We start from the raw sequence: 20,072 nt of genomic DNA, 5'->3' as shown, positions 1-20,072 counted from the left end.
TCTGTCAGCATCTCCTAATCTTCTAGTGTTGTGTAACTAAAAAATAATATTCACAAAACACAAAGGTTACGACTATGAAGAGCAAGAGACTACAAAATCGCAGCTGTTCCACTCTCGTTTTAACTCCTTTGGCATTCGCTATATCCATGTCTTCTTTGTCTGCAATGGCACAGGATGAACTTGAAGAGTTCGCCCTTGAAGAAGTCGTGGTTACCGCACAGAAACGTGCGCAGAGCTTGCAGGATGTTCCTATTTCAGTCAGTGCTGTTGGCGGTGAAAAACTGGCAGAGGCCGGTATTGAAAACCTACAGGACTTGTCGGCCTATGTTCCCAATCTAAAGATTGTCGAAGGCGGTCTGGTGCCGCAAATGTATATTCGCGGCATTGGCTCTGGGGCTAACCAGGGTTTTGAGCAATCGGTGGGCACCTACTCTGACGGCATTTATATGGGCCGCAGTTTGCAATCCCGCTCGTCGTTTATGGATCTGGAGCGTGTTGAAGTCTTGCGCGGACCACAGAGTATTCTGTTTGGCCAAAGCTCGATTGCCGGTGCCATCAGTCTGGTGAGTGCCAAACCCACCGATGAATTTGAGGGTATGGTCAGCGCCAGCCATGCGCCGATGAATGATGAGACGGAATTGAATGCCTATGTGTCGGGTCCGTTAACAGAGAATCTGAAAGCTCGTCTGGCGGTGCGTGATAAACAGGAAGATGGTTATTTACGCAATCGTACTATTGATAAGCATGCGCCGGAATTGGATGAGCAAGCAGCGCGATTAACCTTGGCCTGGGATATTAACGATTCCCTTGATGCTTCTTTGAAAATCGAAACGGCCAGTATTGAGCGGGATAATGGTCGGCCGGGTCAGGTTACAGATTTGGGCGAATATGTTCTCTATCCGGGATTAGTGGGAACCTTGGTTGATAATGAAGAGTTGGATAATAACCAATTCTCAAATAACTTTAACTCGATGGAGTTTGATAGTGATGCCTATGTGCTTAATGTAAATTATGAGTTAAGTAATGGCATTGTATTCACTTCGATAACGGCTTACACCGAGTTTGATTACGATGAAGAGAACTATGATGGTGAGGCTTCAGAAGTAAATTTACTTTCCCTTGATATGGATGAGCAGTTTGATCAATTTAGCCAAGAATTCAGATTGACATCTCCTGGCGGAGAGACAATTGATTACATTGTCGGGCTTTTCTATCAGGAATCGGAGCAGGAGTATCAGGAAGATGCGACGCTGATGGTCTCCAGTTTAGGTTTAGGGCCCTTGCCTACACCCTTTGATTCTTTGGTTGTTCGTCCTTTCAAGCAGGAAACCGAAACCTGGGCTGCTTTTGCGCAGGCAACCTGGAATGTTACCGAAGAATTTCGTATGACATTAGGCCTGCGTTATACCAAGGATGAAAAGGAGGGAACTCGTCAGCAGGATACATTCTCTGTTAATGTCCCTGGGGTATTGCAATCCAATGTTAGTGCGATAGATGGCTTACCATGTACGATCAGTGCGGACTGTTCTACAACAATGTCAACTGCATTAGGCGTTGGCTTTGGATTGATAGATCACAGGTTAAAAGACGATTTCAGTAAATCAAATTGGACTCCGTCTTTCAATATGCAATATGACCTAACGCCAGACGTTATGCTTTATGCCACCTATTCAGAAGGCTATAAAGCCGGCGGTTATGATGCGCGCGGCATTAACAATGCAACGACCACAAATAATGTTTTCGGTTTACCAACCTTGGCATTGGGAGGTGAAAATTTTGAGTATGATCAGGAAGAAGCCGAAACGCTGGAACTCGGCGCCAAAATGACCTTACTCGATAATACTGCTGAGCTTAACATCGCTATTTATCAAACTGACTATACCGATATGCAGGTGAGTGTGTTTGATGGCACCTTCGGCTTTAATGTACTTAATGCCGGTGAAGCTACGGTTAGAGGTATGGAGTTGGATGGTCGCTGGCGGCCAACAGCAAGTTTGCTATTCACCGCTGGTATCGCTTATCTCGATTTTGAGTGGGAGGAATACGAAGAGGCTGTATGTCCCGGACAGGGCCCAGCAGTATCAACTCCTAACGGCAACTGTAGTGCCAAAGGGCGCGAGAATTTACAGACTCCAGAGTGGACCGCCAATTTAAGTGCTAATCACACTATGCCAATTGGTGATACCTTAGAGTTGCGTACAACTCTCGATGCTAATTTCAAGGATAATCACTACACCTCAAACGATCTGGATGATCGTGGTGAGCAGGCCGGAGCGACAATTTATAATATGCGTATTGCCCTGGTATCTGGGGACGATAAATGGCAGGTAGCGGTTATCGGCAAAAACTTATCCGACAAGCGCATTATGAATTACAACGTAAGTCTCTCCCAAGGTGCCTTTATTGGAGTGCTGGATGATGATGGTAATGGTGTTCCTGACGGCGGCCGCACCGCCCAAATCAACCGCCCCAGAACCGTTGCAATCGAAGGCCTCTACCGCTTTTAACTACATCAACCCGTCGTCTCTCTCTGATGTTATTGCCAGCACTTAACCGTGCTGGCTTTTTTGTCTCTATCAGGTGTGTTATAAAGTTACACAATTAATAGGTATGTTTAGATTTACTACACCTTCCTCGTTGTAACTTGTATGTCGCTGTTAAAGAAATCCAAGAAGATCAAAGTTCCCGTCGCCAAATTAGTGCCCGGACTTTATGTAGATCTGGAGTTGTCCTGGAACAAACATCCCTTTCTATTCAGCCGTTTTAAGATTAAAACGCAGCAGGAAGTGGATATTATTCAGGGACTAGATCTTCAGGAAGTTACGGTTATCCCCTCTAAAAGTGATGCTAAAGTTCCCGCTGCAGATAAACAGCAGGCACCTGTTCAAGTCGCTTCGGAAGAACAGCTTTGGCAAGAGAAAGAAGCTAAAGTACAGGAAGCAGCTCAATACCGTCGTAGACGCAGCGAATTGGCAAAGCGCTACAAAGAAACAGTAAAAAAAGTCAAACGCCTGACGCAAGACCTCAATGTATCTCCAGCCAATGCCATGCGTGATGCGGCAGAGGTTGTGGATGAAATGGCCAAGGCATTTGAATCGGATGGCGATATTTTAATCAACCTTATCAATATCTCGCCGGATGATTATTCGTTTTATAACCACGCGCTAAATACTACAGTGTTGGCAATGTTGGTTGGGCGCTCTTTAGGGATTAAGGGCGAGCAATTGCGAGACCTGGGTATTGGCGCCATGTTGCATGATGTTGGCAAGGCGTTGTTGCCTTCCGCCGTGGTGATGAAGCGTGGCCCCTTAACCAAAGCGGAAAAAAGTCTGCTGCAAACTCATACTATCGCGGGCGTTAAGCTGGCCAGTAAAGTGCACGATCTGAGTAAGGATGCCAAAGCCATTATCGCCCAACACCATGAATTTCTTGATGGCAGCGGTTATCCACAGGGATTAAAAGGCGAGGCTATAAATAACAACGCCAAGATTGTTGCCATTACCAATATTTACGACAATCTGTGTAATCCGCCCAATCCAGACAATGCACTACCGCCCAAGGCGGTAATGGCGATTTTGTTTGCCAAATATAAAGGCAAGCTTGATGGCACACTGGTACAGCGTTTTATTACCAATATGGGGGTTTATCCGCCGGGCACCGTTGTACGTTTGTCGGATGACAGTATTGGTTTGGTCACTGCGATTAATGCCAAGGCTTTATTAAAACCGCAGGTGTTGTTGTACAGCCCTGATATTCCTCGGCGCGAAGCCCTGTCGATAGATTTGGCTGAGCAGGATGAAATTTCTATTACCGATGTGCTTAAGCCTGAAGATTACGATAAGCGTATTTACGATTATTTGGGGATTAAAGAGCGGGTTGGTTATTTCTTTGAAATGATCGATATGAATCGATAATTGGCGTTAAGAAATCTACAGTTAATACATTTCTCCATTCTCTATTAATGTCATTCCTGCCTACGCAGGAATGACATTAAGGAAGTAACTGCAAGAACCTAAAAAGTATTCTTAAGGCTAGCTTAGTTAGTACTGATAACTCACCGCCACCCGCAGCGTTCTAGGTTCTAAGGGATGGAAGTGATTATCTTCTACCCCGGAAGCCTCACCCGGCAACCGCGATTCATAAAAATAATCGATATCATGATCGTCACTATCAAACAGGTTTAACACATCGGCCTTAACCGTCCAGGGGCCCTGGGTATAACCGACACGCAGGTTAGCAATAGTGGTGCTGTCAGAGGTAATATCACCACTTTCATCTAACGGGCGCTCGCCAAAGTAGCGCAAACGCAAGCTGCCAAACCAGCCGCTATGGAATTGGGCGCTAACGCCCGCTTGCCATACATGTTCAATCGCGCCGGGGATATGATCACCTTCGGGGCCCGCATTTTTAAAACTGGCATCGGTGTAGGCGTATTCCAGATCCAGATTCCAGTGTTCGTTTAATCGGTAATAGGCGGTAAGTTCAATGCCATGACGTTCAGATTTACCGCTGGCTTCGGTATTGCCGGCATCACCCACAAACAGCAGTTCGCTGTCGAGTTCCAGATGCCACAGGGCGAGAGAAGTATTTAAACGCTCGGTAAAGAAGCCGCGCACACCCACTTCATAACCTAGAGAGCTCACTAACGGGTCTACAGGGGAAATGCTGGAACCGTCGGCAGGATCAACCTTAATAGTCGAACCACGGGCGTCATTGGAATGGAAGCCCTCGCCAATGGAGGCATAGGTCTCCCAGTTTTCGTTGAGGGTGTAAATCACGCTGGCTTTGAGTGAGGTTAGGTTATCGTCTTCACTACCGCTGTTGCTATCGAGGTTAACGCCATTGGTGTTGGTACCGGCTTTATTATCGACATCAAAATCGTAGAAGTCGTGGCGCACTCCGACAATGGTTTTTAGTTTATCTGTCCACTGCAGTTGGTTTTCCCAAAACAGGCCAACGCTTAGCTCTTCAACGGCATCCTTTCTAACGGTTCCCAAACGCTGGCGGTCTTGGGTTTTATAAAGCGCGACTTCACCAATATCGTCATAGCGCACTTCTGCCCCCAGACGATTTTGCATGGGTTTTCCAAACAAGGTTTGTGGTTGCAGTTGGTAGTTAACGGAACCACCATAGATCCAGCGCTTATCCACCTGTTCAAATTGATCGCCATTCGCGGTGTCATCCAGCAGGTAAGTGAAATTAGACCACAGGTTCATATCGTAGTTGATGGCGTAGGCAGAGACTTGCCATTGTTTATTTTGCCATTGTGCATTGAGGCTATAGCGGCTGGACTCACCGCCGGTGGAGGTATCGATAGAGCCGAGCTCATCAATAATGCCTTGATTAACGGCACGCTGTGGAATCTGATCGGCACTGTCCCAGCTATTGTCATAAGCCATTAATGAGATACTGAATTCACCGTCAGCCATGGCTTGGGTGTGCTTTAACAGCACATTGGTTTTATCCAGGTCTTCGTCAATATCCTTCCAGGGGCCTTCATAAGTGTTGCGCTCAATGGCATACAACAGATCGCCACCGGCAAACTCAATGCTGTCAGTTAACAGCAAGCGACGGTAGTCATCTTGCCCCAGGGTCAGTTCAGCTTCGCCTTGATCGCGTTTAGTAAAGGTTTGCATAGCGGCACTACCTGCGCCGCTAAAGTCACCAACATCGGCGTAGTAAGCGCCTTTTTTATAGGCAAGGGTTTTGACGGTTTCAGGAATTACAAAATTCAAATCGGTATAACCCTGGCCGTGGCCGTGGCTGCGCATATTCACCGGCATACCGTCGACAAAGGTGGCAAAGTCGGTGCCGTGATCGAGGTTAAAACCGCGCAGAAAATACTGATTGGCTTTACCAGTGCCGCTGTGTTGGGTCACCACCATACCGGGCACCAGTTCCAGTACCTCACCGGTACGCAATAATGGGCGGATGGCAATTTCTTCCTGGCTCACCACACCCTGGGAGGCACTTTGCGCAGCACCGATTAAGTTAACCTGGCGACCGGTCACTTCCACTTGTTCCAGTGAGTCGGGATCGTCTGACCAGCTGGTCAAGGAATAGCTGGCGATAAGGGCCGCGATGGCTGAGCTTAACAGGTGTTTTTGCATAAAGGTCTCCGCAGATAAATGCCGGTTGACTGGCGTCTTAAATCGTTTATTGTGTCTGAAAAGTGACCAGAGAATAACCAGCGGAATTTAACTTGGCAAACAAAAAGCGTATAACTATCAATAAGTTACGTTATTTTGGCTGTTAGGGCAGTTTTGGCTTTAGGGCCTGAATAGCGCCGATTACCACTCGGTTTTTTGGGGTCATAAGATGTTGCCGATGTTTGAGATAATTGATGTTTAAGCGTAAAACTCAAGTTAATGCCCTGCCGCAGTTGGGCGAGTTGGAATTGTCAGTGATGGAGGCCTTGTGGCTGTCACCGGGGCAGGGCGCGCGTGCTTTACACCAGGCTTTGCCTGAGTCCCAGCGTTCCAGCCTAAGCACCGTGCAATCCACTCTCGAACGTCTATACCGTAAAGGTTTGCTGCTGCGTACCAAGCAGAGCCATGCCTACCTCTATTCCCCCAAGGTACAGCGTTCAGAATTGTTGGGGCGTTTAATCGGTGGTGTGATCAAGCAATTACACAACGGCAGTCTTGAACCGATTCTGTCCAGCTTTGTCGATTTTGCCGACCGTATCGATGACAGCACCCTGGACCAGCTGGAAGAGCTGATTCATGAGCGCCGATCACAGCGACAGGAATCCCAGGGCGATACTGCTAAGGAGGAGGCCGATCGTGATTGAGTGGTTCGCTTCTGTGGCCTTGATGTTATTAGGCCTGTGGTTTGTACTCGCTAGTGTATTGCGCCTGGTATATCCAGCCTTTCGCGTGTTATTGCATAAAGTCTCTGCAGCGCAAGCCAGTTTGTTGTTGCTCTTGTATGCTGCTTTGCCTGTCGTGGGCAGTATCTGGTTAGTGGTGAGTTTGTACTGGCCGGATGTCGCGCGTTGGTTGGTGGTAGAGCATTGCCATTCCGGTTTATGCAAACCCCATGGGCCGGTAAACAGTTTGGCTATTGTGCCGGCACTGCTGATTGCGCTTTTCATTTGTGTGCGTTTGGCTCAAAAAGTTCGCCAGTTATATTTGCCGGCGCAGCGCTTACTAAAGCAGTTACGCTTTGTGGGTAATGCCAAGCAGGATTATATTGAGTTACCGGAAGATCAGGTGGCGGCATTTACTGTGGGTGTTTGGCAGTCAGATATATTCCTCAGCAGTGGTTTACTGCAACGCTGTGACGAGCAGGATATAGCGACCATTGTTGCCCATGAAAAAGCTCACCAGCAGCGCTACGATAATTTGCGTCGCATTCTGATGAGCGTATTGTTATCACCTCTGCCAGGAACCTGGTCGCGACAGTTGATCGAAGATCATCAGCTGATGTGTGAAAAAGCCTGTGATCAAGCGGCCACACGAGTGAGTGATCCAGAGTCTGTTGCGGAGCTGATCATCAAGTTGGCTCGCTGGCAACAGCCAAGTCCAGCCTATGCCAGTGCTTTTGCCGATAGCCATGCCCGCTTGCGGGTAGAGTCACTGTTGCAATCGTCACCGCAAGCCAGGCCAAGCCTTTATGGTTTGTTGGTAGTGGGGGTTGTTGGTCTGTTATTGCTGGCCGATCCGTTACACCATTTGCTGGAAGGCTGGCACTAAGCCGGCCATGAGATTATAGCCAGCGGCGCACACGCATTTTGTATTGTTCAAACTCCTCACCAAACAGCTGCTGCATGGCTCGCTCTTCGGGAATAATTTGGCAGCGGGTAATATAAAGCATAAAAACCGGGACCAGAATCCAGGCCCAGGCGGACTGCAGGTACACACCCCAGGAACAAAGCATAAGTGTCAAACTGATATACATAGGATTGCGGGTATATTGAAAGATACCTGAAGACACCAGATTGCTGGCGCTCTCAGGTTTCAGAGGATTAATGGTGGTTTGTGCATGTTTAAAAGACAGCATGCCTCCCAAGCCAATGCCCAAGCCGGATATGAATAGCAAGAAAATCAGTCCCCAATAGAGGCTACTCGATAAGGTGGCTAAAAACGCTACAGGGGTATTGGCTGCGATTAACCACATGGCTGCAGCACTAATGACCATCACCAGCGGTGGTGGAATTTTGTTTTCCAAACGCGTTAACACAGTCTCTCTCCTTTTCTTATTGTCGGTATCTGTCCCGGGTAAGGCTAAACTATCCAGCCGCTGTAAGGTCAAGCCCAAATGCTAGATGTTTATTTCACCGATCAAATAGGTGGCTGCATATCCGGCAATGGTTACCCTGTCTCCAATCAGCTCACACCAAAGCTCGCCGCCGCGGCTGGATAACTGTTTGGCATAAAGTGATTTTTTACCCAAGCGTTCAGTCCAGTAGGGCATCAGTTGTGTATAGGCCGAACCGGTAACCGGGTCTTCGGGGATGCCGTACTTGGGGGAAAAGAAGCGGGCGACAAAGTCGTATTTATCTGACGGCGCCGTGGCGATAACACCGCGTTTATCCAACTTTTGCAGTTCGCTGTGATTTGGTTCAATCGCCAGTATGTCTGCTTCACTGTCAAATACGGCTATCCAGTCTTCGTTAGCCAAACAGGCAAGGGGCGTTTTTCCCAAGCCCTGGACCAGGGCTTCAGGGCAGTGCTGTGGCTCTGGCGGTTGGGCGGGAAAATTAAGGGTTAAACGCTGATTATCCTGCTTGACTGTCAGTAAACCAGAGAGTGATTGAAATTTAATTTCAGGCTCACTAAAACCCAGGTATTCGAATAATACATAGGCAGCGGCAAGCGTTGCGTGACCGCAGAGTTTTACCTCCCGCACGGGGGTAAACCAACGAATGTAAAACCCGTCGTCCTCTGGGACAAAAAATACTGTCTCTGCCAGGTTGTTTTCACTGGCGATATTTTGCATCACTTCGTCGGCCAGCCATTGCTGTAATGGCACCACGGCAGCGGGATTTCCGGCAAAAGCCTGTTGGCTAAAGGCATCGATTTGATAGATAGGTAAAGACGTCACAACCTGTTCCCTGTCGTTGAGTTAAGACAGGGAATAAATTATCAAACTACCCTAGGCAATGCTAGACAGCCAGTAACGTCGGACTTGGTTTTGTTGCCTATTTCAAGTATTTGTCAGACAGGGCCTTTATAAGATCAGGATTGGCTGAGAGAAAGGCGTTAAACTTGTCGATGACATCGGTGTGTTTGATGGTGGATAAGTGATAGTGCCCCTCTGTGTGAGGTAGAGACTTGTCAAAGCCCATTGCACCGTCAAATTGAGTATCCACTAAGTGTTGGGCGACCACTACGTTTGAATAGAAGCCCTGGGTTTTGCCCAGTAAAACGTCTTTGGCTAAGCGGTCCATTTGATAGTGACGTTTCAGTTTTAGGCTGCCAGCTGCTGCCAGGTCACTGTACTCTTTTGGTGTGAATCCGGTTGGCATACCTAAGGCTTTAATGCTGGTAATGCCTTTGCCGATATTCGCCTTGGGAACCAGGACGCCGTCGGTAAAAGGCACGGCGGGTGAACTGTAGATAACTGATATCCCTTCTTTTTTATCACCGCCCCAGAATGCATTGTCGGGGAATTTAAAGTCCACCAGGTTGTCTTCCAAAAACTCGTGATAGAGTCGGTTGATAGCCAGAGGTTTGTATTCAAAGGTGATACCCGCATCTTTGGCAAAGGCATTTAAAAGCTCTTCTGAAAAACTCTCGCGTTTGCCAAAAGCATAGAGAGGGAAGTAATCCAGTTCTTCTACGCCGACCACATAGGTTTGCTGGGCGTGCAGGTTGTGGCCGAAGAATAGCAGGGAGTAGGCCAATACTGACAAGATAATCTTTTTCATGATGTCTCTTCTCTTATAAACGCCAGACGGCTAGTAGTTGAGCGGTATTATCTCTAAGGCCATCTTCACCGAGTTTGTTGTCCCAGTACTGGTACTCAATACCCACGAAGAAGGTCTCCTTCATGTCGAACAGCACCTCGCCAAGGTCCATGCGGATTTGTGGTTGTGCCAATACATGAGATTCCAGATCTGTCCTGCCAAAGGTATTGCGCTGGCTGCGACCGTCGATATATTCAACATGGCCTTCCACGGTCCAATTGGTGGAGCCAATCTTGAACGGGTAGGCAAAGGAAAAGTCCACCATATAGCTGCTGCCTTCATCGAAAATGACAAAGTCAGTGGCTGAGTCATCGGCATTGGAGTGATTTTCGTAAGCTGAGATCAACAGATTGGAGAAGGCAAAACCGGGAATATCCAGATCAAAACGCACGCCTGGCAGAAACCACCAGCTGTCGACTTCCGGGGCAAAGTTAAAGCCCAGGGTGATACCGATATCTTTCACCGGGCCGAACTTGAGTTCCTTACCCGTCATCTTGCCGAGGCTGAAATTGGGATACCACTCGCCGTAGAACTCGTCGCCATCGGTGGTACCCGGATCTTCCTTGTCAAAATCCAGATAATCAATAAAGAAGAAGTTGTCGCCGTATTTCCAGCCGCTGGCGTGCTGGAAGGTAATGATGGTGGTATCTCGTTCACCGCGATTGGTGGCGGTCTGTTTGAGATCACCCTTCTGAAGATGAATCTCGTTAACGCTCCAGTCGGCGGCCTGAAGCGAGCTGCTGATAAGCAGGCTGCAAACGAGTGGGGTAAGGCGAAAGTGGGCATTGATAGTCACTCGATATTCCTCAGTCAGAAAACGCAATAAGGACGCTGTGTGGCTGTAGCGTTTAAGAGTGTTGTATCAATGGATAATAGTAGACGCTTGCAGGCTGTGCAAAAAATGGACAAATACCGGCCGCTTCTAAGAAATAGGCCGGTGATTTCAATTGATTGTTTGTGGTTCTATTAGCTTGGATCAAGCTGTAGAGGTGACTTGCTGCTCGATAAAGCCTGGTTGGAATCTGCAGACAACCCGGGTGCCGCCTTCTTCGCGGGGGAAGATCTCTACCTTGCCGTTAAGGTGGCGGCTACGCTCATTCATAATCGCCAGACCATAGTGATTGAGCTTTTCCGGTGTGTCGGGAATACCAATACCGTCATCATCAATCAGCAGTTCAATAGACTTGTCTGCTAACTGCTTCAGGGAAATACTCAGATGCTCGCCTTTGGAGTGGTTAATGGCATTCTGTGAAGCTTCACGAATAATCTGTAGCAGGTGAATTTCCTCGGTGGGATTCAGCGGCAGGTTAGAAAGTTGGTAGTGCAGATTGACATGCATATCCGTGCGTTCGCGCAACTGCTTGACGGTATTTTCCAGAGCGCCTTGTAAACCACCGGTATCGATTTTTAAGCGGAAGGTGGTTAGTAATTCGCGCAGTTGACGGTAGGCCGAAGACAGTCCTTCACGCAATTCATCAATAATCGGTTGCTGCAGATCGTATTTCTGTTTGTCGTGGGACTTTTGCAGGCGGGTTACCTGGATCTGTAAATAGGACAGCGCCTGGGCCAGGGAGTCGTGCAGTTCCCGGGCAATTACCGTACGCTCGTTAAGCATGGCCAGGCGATGTTCCTGATCTTTTTGTGCCGACAGCGATAAGGCCAGGGCAAACTGGTCGGCAGCTGAGCGCAATAATTGCTCTTGCCACTCCGGTAGCGGCGTCATTACTGGCGAGCGAACATTAATAACGCCGTAGTGCATATCATCGCGAACGATAGGGAACTTCTCGTTGAGGCTGATGCTATCAATCGGGGTAAACGGAGCTTGGCCCTGACAGCCTTCACAGGAACGCAGAGTACAATCGGTCGTTGGCGTTTGATGTGGTGCCAGTTGCAGATAAGGTTTATCGCCCTGTGCCGTAAACAGGCATAGCTCCAGCGTGGTATTGCCATGCATGGCACCGGACAGGTCATCAAGCAACTGCTGGAAATCCAGAGGCTTATTGTGGCTGTCGAGGATGCGTCGTGCGGTATTTAACAGAAACTCCAGGTTAATATTGTTACGGCGTAATTCCTGAGTGCGTTGTTTTACCCGATCATCGAGCTCATCGTACATATGGCTAATGGATGTGCTCATCTGGTTAATCACTGCGCCGAGCAACGCCAGTTCATCGCGACCATCGACTTCAACCTGATGACCAAAATCACCCTTACCAATACGGTGCGCCGCTTGGGTTAACTGTAACAGGGGTTTTTCAATACGGTTCTTCAGCAGGTAAAAAATCACGCTGCCGACACTGACGGTAATAAACAGCACAAACACCTGAAACAAGCGCAGGTTGCGAATGCGGCCTTCGGCCTCCTTCTGGAATTGATCCACCAGCTCGTCGGTCAGGTGGACCTGTTTGTCGATCATCTTAATCGGCAGGGCGGGAAGAGAGACTGAGTTGGCTTCACTCACCAGCAGGGGTTTAAGTTCTTGCTGCCAGTGATTATAGGCACGATAAAAATAACCGTTGAGCGGGTCACTGGAGTTCAGCGAGCGTTGCTTAATGAATAGAGCATGGTTCCAGGTCTCATCCAGCCTATCGATGGCCTCAATCGCTTCCTGCTTTTCGCCTCGCTGCAGCGCCAAGCCAATATGGTAAGTCTGCATCCGCATGGAGCCGGACATATTAATGGCCTGGGCGTCCTTATCGGACATATCCGTGACCCAATAGGAAATAAAGATCGACAGCAAGCCGATGCCAAAGATGGAGGCCAGGGATACGGTAATGTAATTCATCACCGAATAGGAATAACGCTGTTTTATCTTTTCCATAGGCTGCTTTGGCGCTGAGTGTCGAATGGCTATCAAGTTACAAATAGTTTGCCAGTATCTGCCCGTTTGCGGTTGCTCTGGCTGCTGTCTACCCCCAATGAGTATACGGGGCAGTTTCCTGCTAAAGAAATTCACTGACATTGTTAAAAGTTATTATAAATCAGTAGGTTAGCTATTTTGGCCTTATACCCCTTTGGGGGTAGATAGTCTATTAGACCCCAAAACCCGTATGGCGTGAGTTGACCTAGGTCAAGTTGGCCAGACATCAGTCTTTCTATATTCCTTCTCAAGCGTGCTGCCAGAGGTTTTGCCAGATGTGTTGGTTGTACCAAAAGTAGCGCTCATATAAGTAGCCTGAATCAAAACGCCGGATGTCCAACTACACCTCTGTACGACAGGGCAAACCAAGGTGAGGAAAATAGCATGAGTCAGTTTTTAGATAAGTTGCGTTTTTTCAATGTGAAAAAGCAAGACTTTGCCGGGGAGCACGGGGTCACGACCAACGAGGATCGCTCGTGGGAAGATGGCTATCGTCGTCGCTGGCAGCACGACAAGATCGTCCGCTCGACCCACGGGGTTAACTGTACCGGCTCCTGTAGCTGGAAAATTTACGTTAAAGATGGCCTGGTGACCTGGGAAACCCAGCAAACCGACTACCCGCGTACCCGCCCGGATCTGCCTAACCACGAGCCTCGTGGTTGTCCACGTGGCGCCAGTTATTCCTGGTATATCTACAGTGCTAACCGCCTGAAATATCCGAAAGTGCGTAAGGCCCTGCTGAAACTCTGGCGTGAAGCGCGCTCTCAACACAGTGACCCGGTAGATGCCTGGGGTTCTATTGTGTCTGACCCGGCCAAAGCCAAGTCTTACAAATCCCGCCGTGGTTTGGGCGGCATGGTGCGTTCTGACTGGAACGAAGTGAACGAGATAATCGCTGCTTCCAATATCTATACCGCCAAGACCTTTGGCCCTGACCGTATCTCTGGCTTCTCGCCGATTCCCGCTATGTCGATGGTGTCCTACGCAGCGGGTTCACGTTACCTGTCATTGATTGGTGGTAACTGCCTGAGTTTCTACGACTGGTACTGTGACTTGCCACCAGCGTCACCGCAGATCTGGGGTGAGCAGACAGACGTGCCTGAATCCGCTGACTGGTATAACTCCGGCTATATCATTGCCTGGGGTTCCAACGTACCGCAAACCCGTACCCCGGATGCTCACTTCTTTACTGAAGTGCGCTACAAGGGTACCAAGACCGTTTCGGTTACTCCTGACTATTCTGAAGTGGCCAAGCTTACCGATGAGTGGATTCCTGCCAAGCAGGGTACTGACTCCGCTGTTGCCATGGCGATGGGTCATGTGATTCTGAAAGAATTCCATGTTGATAACCCCAGCGAATATTTCACCAACTATGTTCGCACCACCACTGACTTCCCGTACCTGGTACGTCTGGATGAATCTGAGCAAGGTCTGCAACAGGGTCGCTTCCTGCGCGCTTCTGATCTGGCCAACAACCTGGGCCAGGAAAACAACCCAGAGTGGAAAACCATTGGCCTGAATGAAAAAGGTGAACTGGTTTCTCCTACAGGTTCTATTGGCTACCGCTGGGGTGAAAACACCGACGGTAGTCGCGGTAAGTGGAATATTGAACAGCGCGACGGTGCTACCGGTGAAGAGATTAACCTGGCGCTGAGCTTGAAAGGCAGCAGTGACGAAGTGGTTGAGGTTGCCTTCCCGTACTTCGGTGGCCAAAAGCACGAATACGAATATTTCGATCACACCGATCACAGTAATGTGCAGCTGCGCAAAGTGCCCGCCAAGCGTGTAACCCTGGCCGATGGTACCGAGACTCTGGTCGCGACTGTTTACGATTTAACGCTGGCTAACTATGGCGTTGACCACGGTCTGGATTGTCCTAACACCGCCAAGTCGCTGGATGATGATGCGCCTTACACGCCAGCCTGGCAGGAAAAAATTACCGGTGTACCTCGCGAGCAGATTATTAAAATCGCCCGCGAATTTGCCACCAATGCCGACAAGACCCATGGCCGTAGCATGATCATTATCGGTGCTGCTATGAACCACTGGTACAACATGGACATGAACTACCGCGGCGTTATCAATATGCTGATGATGTGTGGTTGTATCGGTCAATCCGGTGGTGGTTGGGCTCACTACGTTGGACAGGAAAAACTGCGTCCACAATGTGGTTGGTTGCCTCTGGCCTTTGGTCTGGATTGGCAGCGTCCACCGCGTCAAATGAATGGTACGTCTTTCTTCTACAACCACGCCGATCAATGGCGCTACGAAAAACTGGAAATGGAAGAAGTGGTTTCACCACTGGCTGACAAATCCAAGTGGAGCGGTTCCATTATCGACTATAACACCCGCGCCGAGCGTATGGGTTGGTTGCCTTCGGCACCGCAGCTGGGTACTAACCCGCTGGAGCTGTGTAAAAAAGCTGAAGCCATGGAAATGGATCCGAAGGATTACACCGTTAATCTGCTGAAAAATCGCGAGCTGAAATTTGCCTGTGAGGATCCGGATAACCCGCAAAACTATCCGCGCAACCTGTTTATCTGGCGTTCTAACCTGCTGGGTTCGTCCGGTAAAGGTCACGAGTATATGCTGCGTCACCTGCTGGGCACCAAGAACGGCCTGCAGGGTAAAGATCTGGGTGAAGTGGGCAGCAAGAAGCCAGAAGATGTGGTGTGGCACGATGATGCGCCGGAAGGCAAGATTGACCTGGTTGTCACCCTCGACTTCCGTATGTCTTCTACCTGTGTTTACTCTGATATCGTACTGCCTACCGCTACCTGGTATGAGAAAGACGATATGAATACTTCGGATATGCATCCGTTTATTCACCCACTGTCCAAAGCGGTAGACCCGGTATGGGAATCCCGCTCCGACTGGGACATCTTTAAAGGCATTGCCAAGCGTTTCTCTCAACTGACCGAAGGTCATCTGGGTGTTGAAAAAGATCTGGTTACTGTACCACTGCAACACGATACGCCAGCCGAGCTGGCTCAACCCGATGGTGTTAAAGCCTGGTGGAAAGGTGAGTGTGATCTGATCCCAGGCAAGACTGCACCGAACATGGTGGTGGTTGAGCGTGATTACCCTAACACCTATAACCGTTTCACCTCGCTTGGCCCATTGATGGAAAAACTGGGTAACGGTGGTAAAGGCATTAACTGGAACACCGATGAAGAAGTCGACTTCCTGGGTAAACTGAATTACACCCACCATGAAGAAGGCCCACACAAAGGTCGTCCAAAAATTGAAAGTGCCATTGATGCGGCAGAAGTGATTCTGAGCCTGGCGCCGGAAACCAACGGTCATGTGGCTGTTAAAGCCTGGGAAGCTTTAAGTAAAGTGACCGGTCGCGATCACACCCATCTGGCCAAGCCGAAGGAAGAGGAAAAAATTCGCTTCCGCGATATTCAGGCGCAGCCGCGCAAGATTATCAGCTCGCCAACCTGGTCCGGTTTGGAAGACGAACATGTGTCCTACAATGCCGGTTACACCAACGTACATGAGCTGATCCCCTGGAGGACCGTAACCGGACGTCAGCAGTTCTATCAGGATCACGAGTGGATGCGCGACTTTGGTGAAACCCAGTGTTTGTACAAGCCACCGGTTAACCTGAAAACCGTTGCGCCTATGTTGGGTAAAAAGCCAAACGGCAACAAAGAAATTGTGTTGAACTGGATTACACCGCACCAGAAGTGGGGTATTCACTCAACCTACTCCGATAACCTGTTAATGCTGACCCTGTCACGTGGTGGCCCCATTATCTGGATCAGTGAAGTGGATGCTAAAAAAGCCGGCATTGAAGATAACGACTGGATCGAAGTCTTTAACGTCAACGGTGCTATCGCGGCCCGTGCGGTTGTCTCCCAGCGTGTGAACGAAGGTATGAGCCTGATGTACCACGCCCAGGAACGTATCGTGAATGTACCGGGTAGTGAGGTCACCAAGACTCGCGGCGGTATGCACAACTCCGTAACCCGCGCCATTATGAAACCCACCCATATGATTGGTGGCTACGCACAACAAGCCTACGGCTTTAACTACTACGGCACTGTAGGTTGTAACCGTGATGAGTTCGTGATCGTCCGTAAGATGGACAAGGTTGATTGGCTCGATCAGGAACATGAAGCAGCATTGGAGGGGGCAGAATAATGAAAGTTCGCGCTCAAATTGGCATGGTGTTAAACCTCGATAAATGTATCGGTTGTCACACCTGCTCTATTACTTGTAAAAACGTTTGGACCAGCCGTGACGGTGTTGAGTACGCCTGGTTTAACAATGTTGAATCAAAGCCCGGTGTTGGATTCCCGAAAGAATGGGAAAACCAGGAAAAGTGGAACGGCGGCTGGGTTCGTAAAAACGGCAAGCTGGTTCCTCGTCAGGGTGGTAAATTGCGTATTTTGTCGAATATTTTCGGCAACCCGGATCTGCCAGAAATTGACGACTACTACGAGCCGTTCGATTACGACTACGAACATCTGCACAATGCGCCGGATTCCAAGCATCAGCCAGTAGCACGTCCGCGCTCGCTGGTAACCGGCAAGCGTATGGAGAAAATCAACTGGGGTCCTAACTGGGAAGAAATTCTCGGCACCGAGTTTGAAAAGCGTAAAGCTGATAAAAACTTTGACGATGTGGCACAGAAGGAAATCTACGGTCAGTTTGAAAAGACCTTTATGATGTACCTGCCACGTCTGTGTGAGCACTGCTTGAACCCTGCCTGTGTAGCCAGCTGCCCAAGTGGCGCTATCTACAAGCGTGAGGAAGACGGCATTGTTCTGATCGATCAGGATAAATGTCGCGGCTGGCGTATGTGTGTGTCCGGTTGTCCGTACAAAAAGATTTACTACAACTGGAAAACCGGCAAGTCCGAGAAGTGTATCTTCTGCTACCCACGTATCGAAGCCGGTCAGCCTACTGTATGTAGTGAAACCTGTGTAGGTCGTATTCGTTACTTGGGTGTACTTCTGTACGATGCGGATCGTATTGAAGAAGCCGCGAATACGCCGCTGGAAAAAGATTTGTACCAATCACAGCTGGATATCTTCCTCGATCCTAATGATCCGGAAGTACAGCGTGCCGCACGCGAAGAAGGTATTCCAGACAGCTGGATCACTTCAGCGCAGGAATCCCCAGTGTACAAAATGGCGATGGATTGGAAAGTGGCTCTGCCGCTGCACCCAGAGTATCGTACTCTGCCAATGGTTTGGTATATCCCACCTCTATCGCCTATTCAAAATGCGGTTGAGGCTGGCACCATCGGTATGGACGGTGTAATTCCCGATCTGAAGTCCCAGCGAATCCCCATTCGCTACCTGGCCAACCTGTTAACCGCCGGTGATGAAGCACCAGTTCTGTCTGCACTGGAACGTATGCTGGCCATGCGCTCCTACAAGCGTTCACAGCAGGTGGACGGTGAAGAAAACCTCGCGGTATTGCAGCAAGCTGGCTTGACCGAGCATCAGGTGGAAGAAATGTACCGTTATATGGCGATTGCCAATTACGAAGATAGATTCGTGATTCCATCCAGCCATAAAGCTTATGCTGAAGAAGCCTATAGCATGAAGAGCAGTTGTGGCTTCAGCTTCGGTAACGGTTGCTCCGACGGTAATAACGATACCAACCTGTTTGGTGGAAAGAAACAAACCTACCGTCAGCAGGGCGATCTGGCGCGGGAAATTAAAGTTGTACACCTGGAGGAAAACTAATGGACCTTCTACGTGTAATCTCCCGCTTGCTGGATTATCCGGATACTTTTCTGGCTGATCATGAGCGTGAAGTGCTGGGCGTTATTCGCTCAGCCAATATCAGCCTGGTCTCGCGTACCGAGCTGGAGCATTTTGTCGAAACCCATCTGGCCAAAGACCTGATGGACTGGCAGGCAGAATACGACGCGCTGTTTGAACGTGGTCGTTCACTGGGTTTGTGGTTGTTTGAGCATGTGCACGGCGAATCCCGCGATCGCGGTCAGGCCATGGTAGACCTTACCGCCAAGTACCGCGAAGCCGGTTTGGAAATCTCGCAACACCAGTTGCCGGATTACCTGCCCATGTTTTTGGAATTCCTGGCTACGCAAGGTGAGGAAGGTGCTAAGGAGTGGTTGCTGGATGTTGAGCATATCCTAGCCTTGTTGCTATGCCGCCTGGAAAAACGTGGTAGCCCCTACGCTGTACTGTTTGAAACTCTGTTGGATGTGGCCTGCAGCCAGGTTGATTTAACCGAAATGCGTGCCCAGGTTGCCAACGAAAAACGTGACGACACTAAAAAAGCGATCGACAAAGAGTGGGAAGAGGAAGAAGTTACCTTCGGTGCTGATTCTTTGGAGAAGAGTTGTGATCAAGCCGCCCGACGCCCCTCTGAGTCCCAGCGTAAAGATCTCGATGTACCGTTAAACTGGGTTGGCTTTAACGAAGCCGGTCCAGCTCTGGAAGGAGTAGCAAAATGAATAGTGTGAACCATTTTTTATTTGGTATTTACCCTTATATAGCGCTAACCATTTTCGTACTGGGCTCCCTGGTACGATATGACCGCGATCAATACACCTGGAAAACCGGCTCCAGCCAAATGCTGGAAAGTAAGCAACTGCGTAAAGGCAGCCTGCCGTTCCATGTCGGTATTATCATGGTGTTGTGTGGCCACTTTGTCGGTTTGTTAACGCCACACCAAGTGTGGGATTTCCTCGGAATTACCGCAGGCATGAAGCAAATCTTCGCCATGGCTATGGGTGGTTTCTTTGGCCTGGTCTGCCTCTACGGCTTGGTGATTCTGATTGCCCGCCGCTTGGGTAACGACCGTGTGCGTGCCACCAGCTCTACCATGGATATCACCCTGTTGTTCCTGCTCTTGGCGCAATTAATCCTCGGCTTGATTTCCATCTTTGTCTCCTTCGGACATATGGACGGTGCTGAGATGTTAAAGCTGATGAGCTGGGCACAAAACCTGGTGATCTTTAACGGTACTACTGCTGCTGCCAGCATTATTGATGTGCACATTATCTTCAAACTGCATGTGTTCCTGGGTATGACACTGTTTGTAGTCTTCCCCTTTAGCCGCTTGGTGCATATCTGGAGTGTGCCTGTTAAATACTTTGGTCGTAACTACCAGGTAGTAAGAACCAAAAAAGCAGGGCTATAAACAGAAACACCTACTGTGCCATCCCCGCGAAAGCGGGGATCCAGAAGCTTTCTACAGGGTACATTTCTTCCAGTAGAAAGCCTATAACACACTACAGCGTCATTCCTGCGCAAGCAGGAAGAGCCTGCCCCGCGAGCGCAGTGAGCGCTTTGGGTATCCAGTGTCTTTATC

Annotated in this window: 14 protein-coding genes; 8 read left to right on the top strand and 6 right to left on the bottom strand. The window is 49.2% G+C overall.

Annotated features, from left to right (window positions below):
* The first annotated feature begins 74 nt into the window (after nucleotides 1-74).
* The gene (locus tag ACGHZ6_RS21955) at nucleotides 75-2,507 is read left to right on the top strand and encodes a TonB-dependent receptor (protein WP_390616201.1); all 2,433 of its coding nucleotides are present in this window, start codon (nucleotides 75-77) and stop codon (nucleotides 2,505-2,507) included.
* Nucleotides 2,508-2,648: 141 nt separating this feature from the next.
* A complete protein-coding gene (locus ACGHZ6_RS21950) occupies nucleotides 2,649-3,914 on the top strand; it encodes an HD-GYP domain-containing protein (protein ID WP_390616200.1) in 1,266 nt (421 codons plus the stop codon).
* Between the two features lie 126 nt (nucleotides 3,915-4,040).
* On the opposite strand, the gene ACGHZ6_RS21945 is transcribed toward ACGHZ6_RS21950, so the two are convergent.
* Nucleotides 4,041-6,110, bottom strand: coding sequence for a TonB-dependent receptor (locus ACGHZ6_RS21945; protein ID WP_390616199.1), 2,070 nt, complete (start codon nucleotides 6,108-6,110; stop codon nucleotides 4,041-4,043).
* A gap of 233 nt (nucleotides 6,111-6,343) precedes the next feature.
* Between ACGHZ6_RS21945 and ACGHZ6_RS21940 the strand changes: the two genes are divergently transcribed.
* A complete protein-coding gene (locus tag ACGHZ6_RS21940) occupies nucleotides 6,344-6,793 on the top strand; it encodes a BlaI/MecI/CopY family transcriptional regulator (RefSeq protein WP_390616198.1) in 450 nt (149 codons plus the stop codon).
* Nucleotides 6,786-7,697, top strand: a complete 912-nt coding sequence (locus ACGHZ6_RS21935) for a M56 family metallopeptidase (RefSeq protein WP_390616197.1) — start codon at nucleotides 6,786-6,788, stop codon at nucleotides 7,695-7,697. The genes ACGHZ6_RS21940 and ACGHZ6_RS21935 overlap by 8 nt, the downstream gene beginning before the upstream one ends.
* A 13-nt stretch (nucleotides 7,698-7,710) precedes the next feature.
* Here ACGHZ6_RS21935 and ACGHZ6_RS21930 read toward each other — a convergent pair whose 3' ends face one another.
* From ACGHZ6_RS21930 to ACGHZ6_RS21910, 5 genes are all read right to left on the bottom strand, one after another.
* Nucleotides 7,711-8,184 carry a methyltransferase family protein gene (locus ACGHZ6_RS21930; protein WP_390616196.1) on the bottom strand — a complete coding sequence of 158 codons (474 nt, stop codon included), beginning with the start codon at nucleotides 8,182-8,184 and terminating at the stop codon, nucleotides 7,711-7,713.
* Between the two features lie 81 nt (nucleotides 8,185-8,265).
* Entirely contained in the window at nucleotides 8,266-9,048 is a 783-nt protein-coding gene (locus ACGHZ6_RS21925) for a PhzF family phenazine biosynthesis protein (protein WP_390616195.1), read from the bottom strand.
* 97 nt (nucleotides 9,049-9,145) lie between these two features.
* The gene (locus ACGHZ6_RS21920; protein WP_390616194.1) at nucleotides 9,146-9,874 is read right to left on the bottom strand and encodes a hypothetical protein; all 729 of its coding nucleotides are present in this window, start codon (nucleotides 9,872-9,874) and stop codon (nucleotides 9,146-9,148) included.
* 13 nt (nucleotides 9,875-9,887) lie between these two features.
* Nucleotides 9,888-10,709 (bottom strand): nucleoside-binding protein, encoded by an 822-nt coding sequence (locus ACGHZ6_RS21915; RefSeq protein ID WP_390616193.1) that lies wholly within the window; start codon nucleotides 10,707-10,709, stop codon nucleotides 9,888-9,890.
* Between the two features lie 180 nt (nucleotides 10,710-10,889).
* Nucleotides 10,890-12,731: an ATP-binding protein gene (locus ACGHZ6_RS21910; protein WP_390616192.1), complete on the bottom strand. Its 1,842-nt coding sequence runs from the start codon at nucleotides 12,729-12,731 to the stop codon at nucleotides 10,890-10,892.
* A 423-nt stretch (nucleotides 12,732-13,154) separates the two neighbouring features.
* Here ACGHZ6_RS21910 and ACGHZ6_RS21905 point away from each other — a divergent pair, with 423 nt between their 5' ends.
* The 4 genes from ACGHZ6_RS21905 to narI are packed head-to-tail and all read left to right on the top strand — an operon-like array spanning nucleotide 13,155 to nucleotide 19,901.
* The gene (locus ACGHZ6_RS21905; protein ID WP_390616191.1) at nucleotides 13,155-16,919 is read left to right on the top strand and encodes a nitrate reductase subunit alpha; all 3,765 of its coding nucleotides are present in this window, start codon (nucleotides 13,155-13,157) and stop codon (nucleotides 16,917-16,919) included.
* A complete protein-coding gene (gene narH, locus ACGHZ6_RS21900) occupies nucleotides 16,919-18,475 on the top strand; it encodes a nitrate reductase subunit beta (RefSeq protein WP_390616190.1) in 1,557 nt (518 codons plus the stop codon). Before ACGHZ6_RS21905 ends, narH begins: the two co-directional genes overlap by 1 nt.
* The gene (gene narJ, locus ACGHZ6_RS21895; RefSeq protein WP_390616189.1) at nucleotides 18,475-19,212 is read left to right on the top strand and encodes a nitrate reductase molybdenum cofactor assembly chaperone; all 738 of its coding nucleotides are present in this window, start codon (nucleotides 18,475-18,477) and stop codon (nucleotides 19,210-19,212) included. The genes narH and narJ overlap by 1 nt, the downstream gene beginning before the upstream one ends.
* Nucleotides 19,209-19,901 (top strand): respiratory nitrate reductase subunit gamma, encoded by a 693-nt coding sequence (gene narI / locus ACGHZ6_RS21890; protein WP_390616188.1) that lies wholly within the window; start codon nucleotides 19,209-19,211, stop codon nucleotides 19,899-19,901. Before narJ ends, narI begins: the two co-directional genes overlap by 4 nt.
* Nucleotides 19,902-20,072: the final 171 nt, after the last annotated feature.

The sequence above is a fragment of the Maricurvus nonylphenolicus genome (genome assembly GCF_042854845.1).
Classification (GTDB): domain Bacteria; phylum Pseudomonadota; class Gammaproteobacteria; order Pseudomonadales; family Cellvibrionaceae; genus Maricurvus; species Maricurvus nonylphenolicus.
The sequence above is the reverse complement of the archived record's forward strand: the minus strand, read 5'-3'. Positions and strand labels throughout refer to the sequence as shown.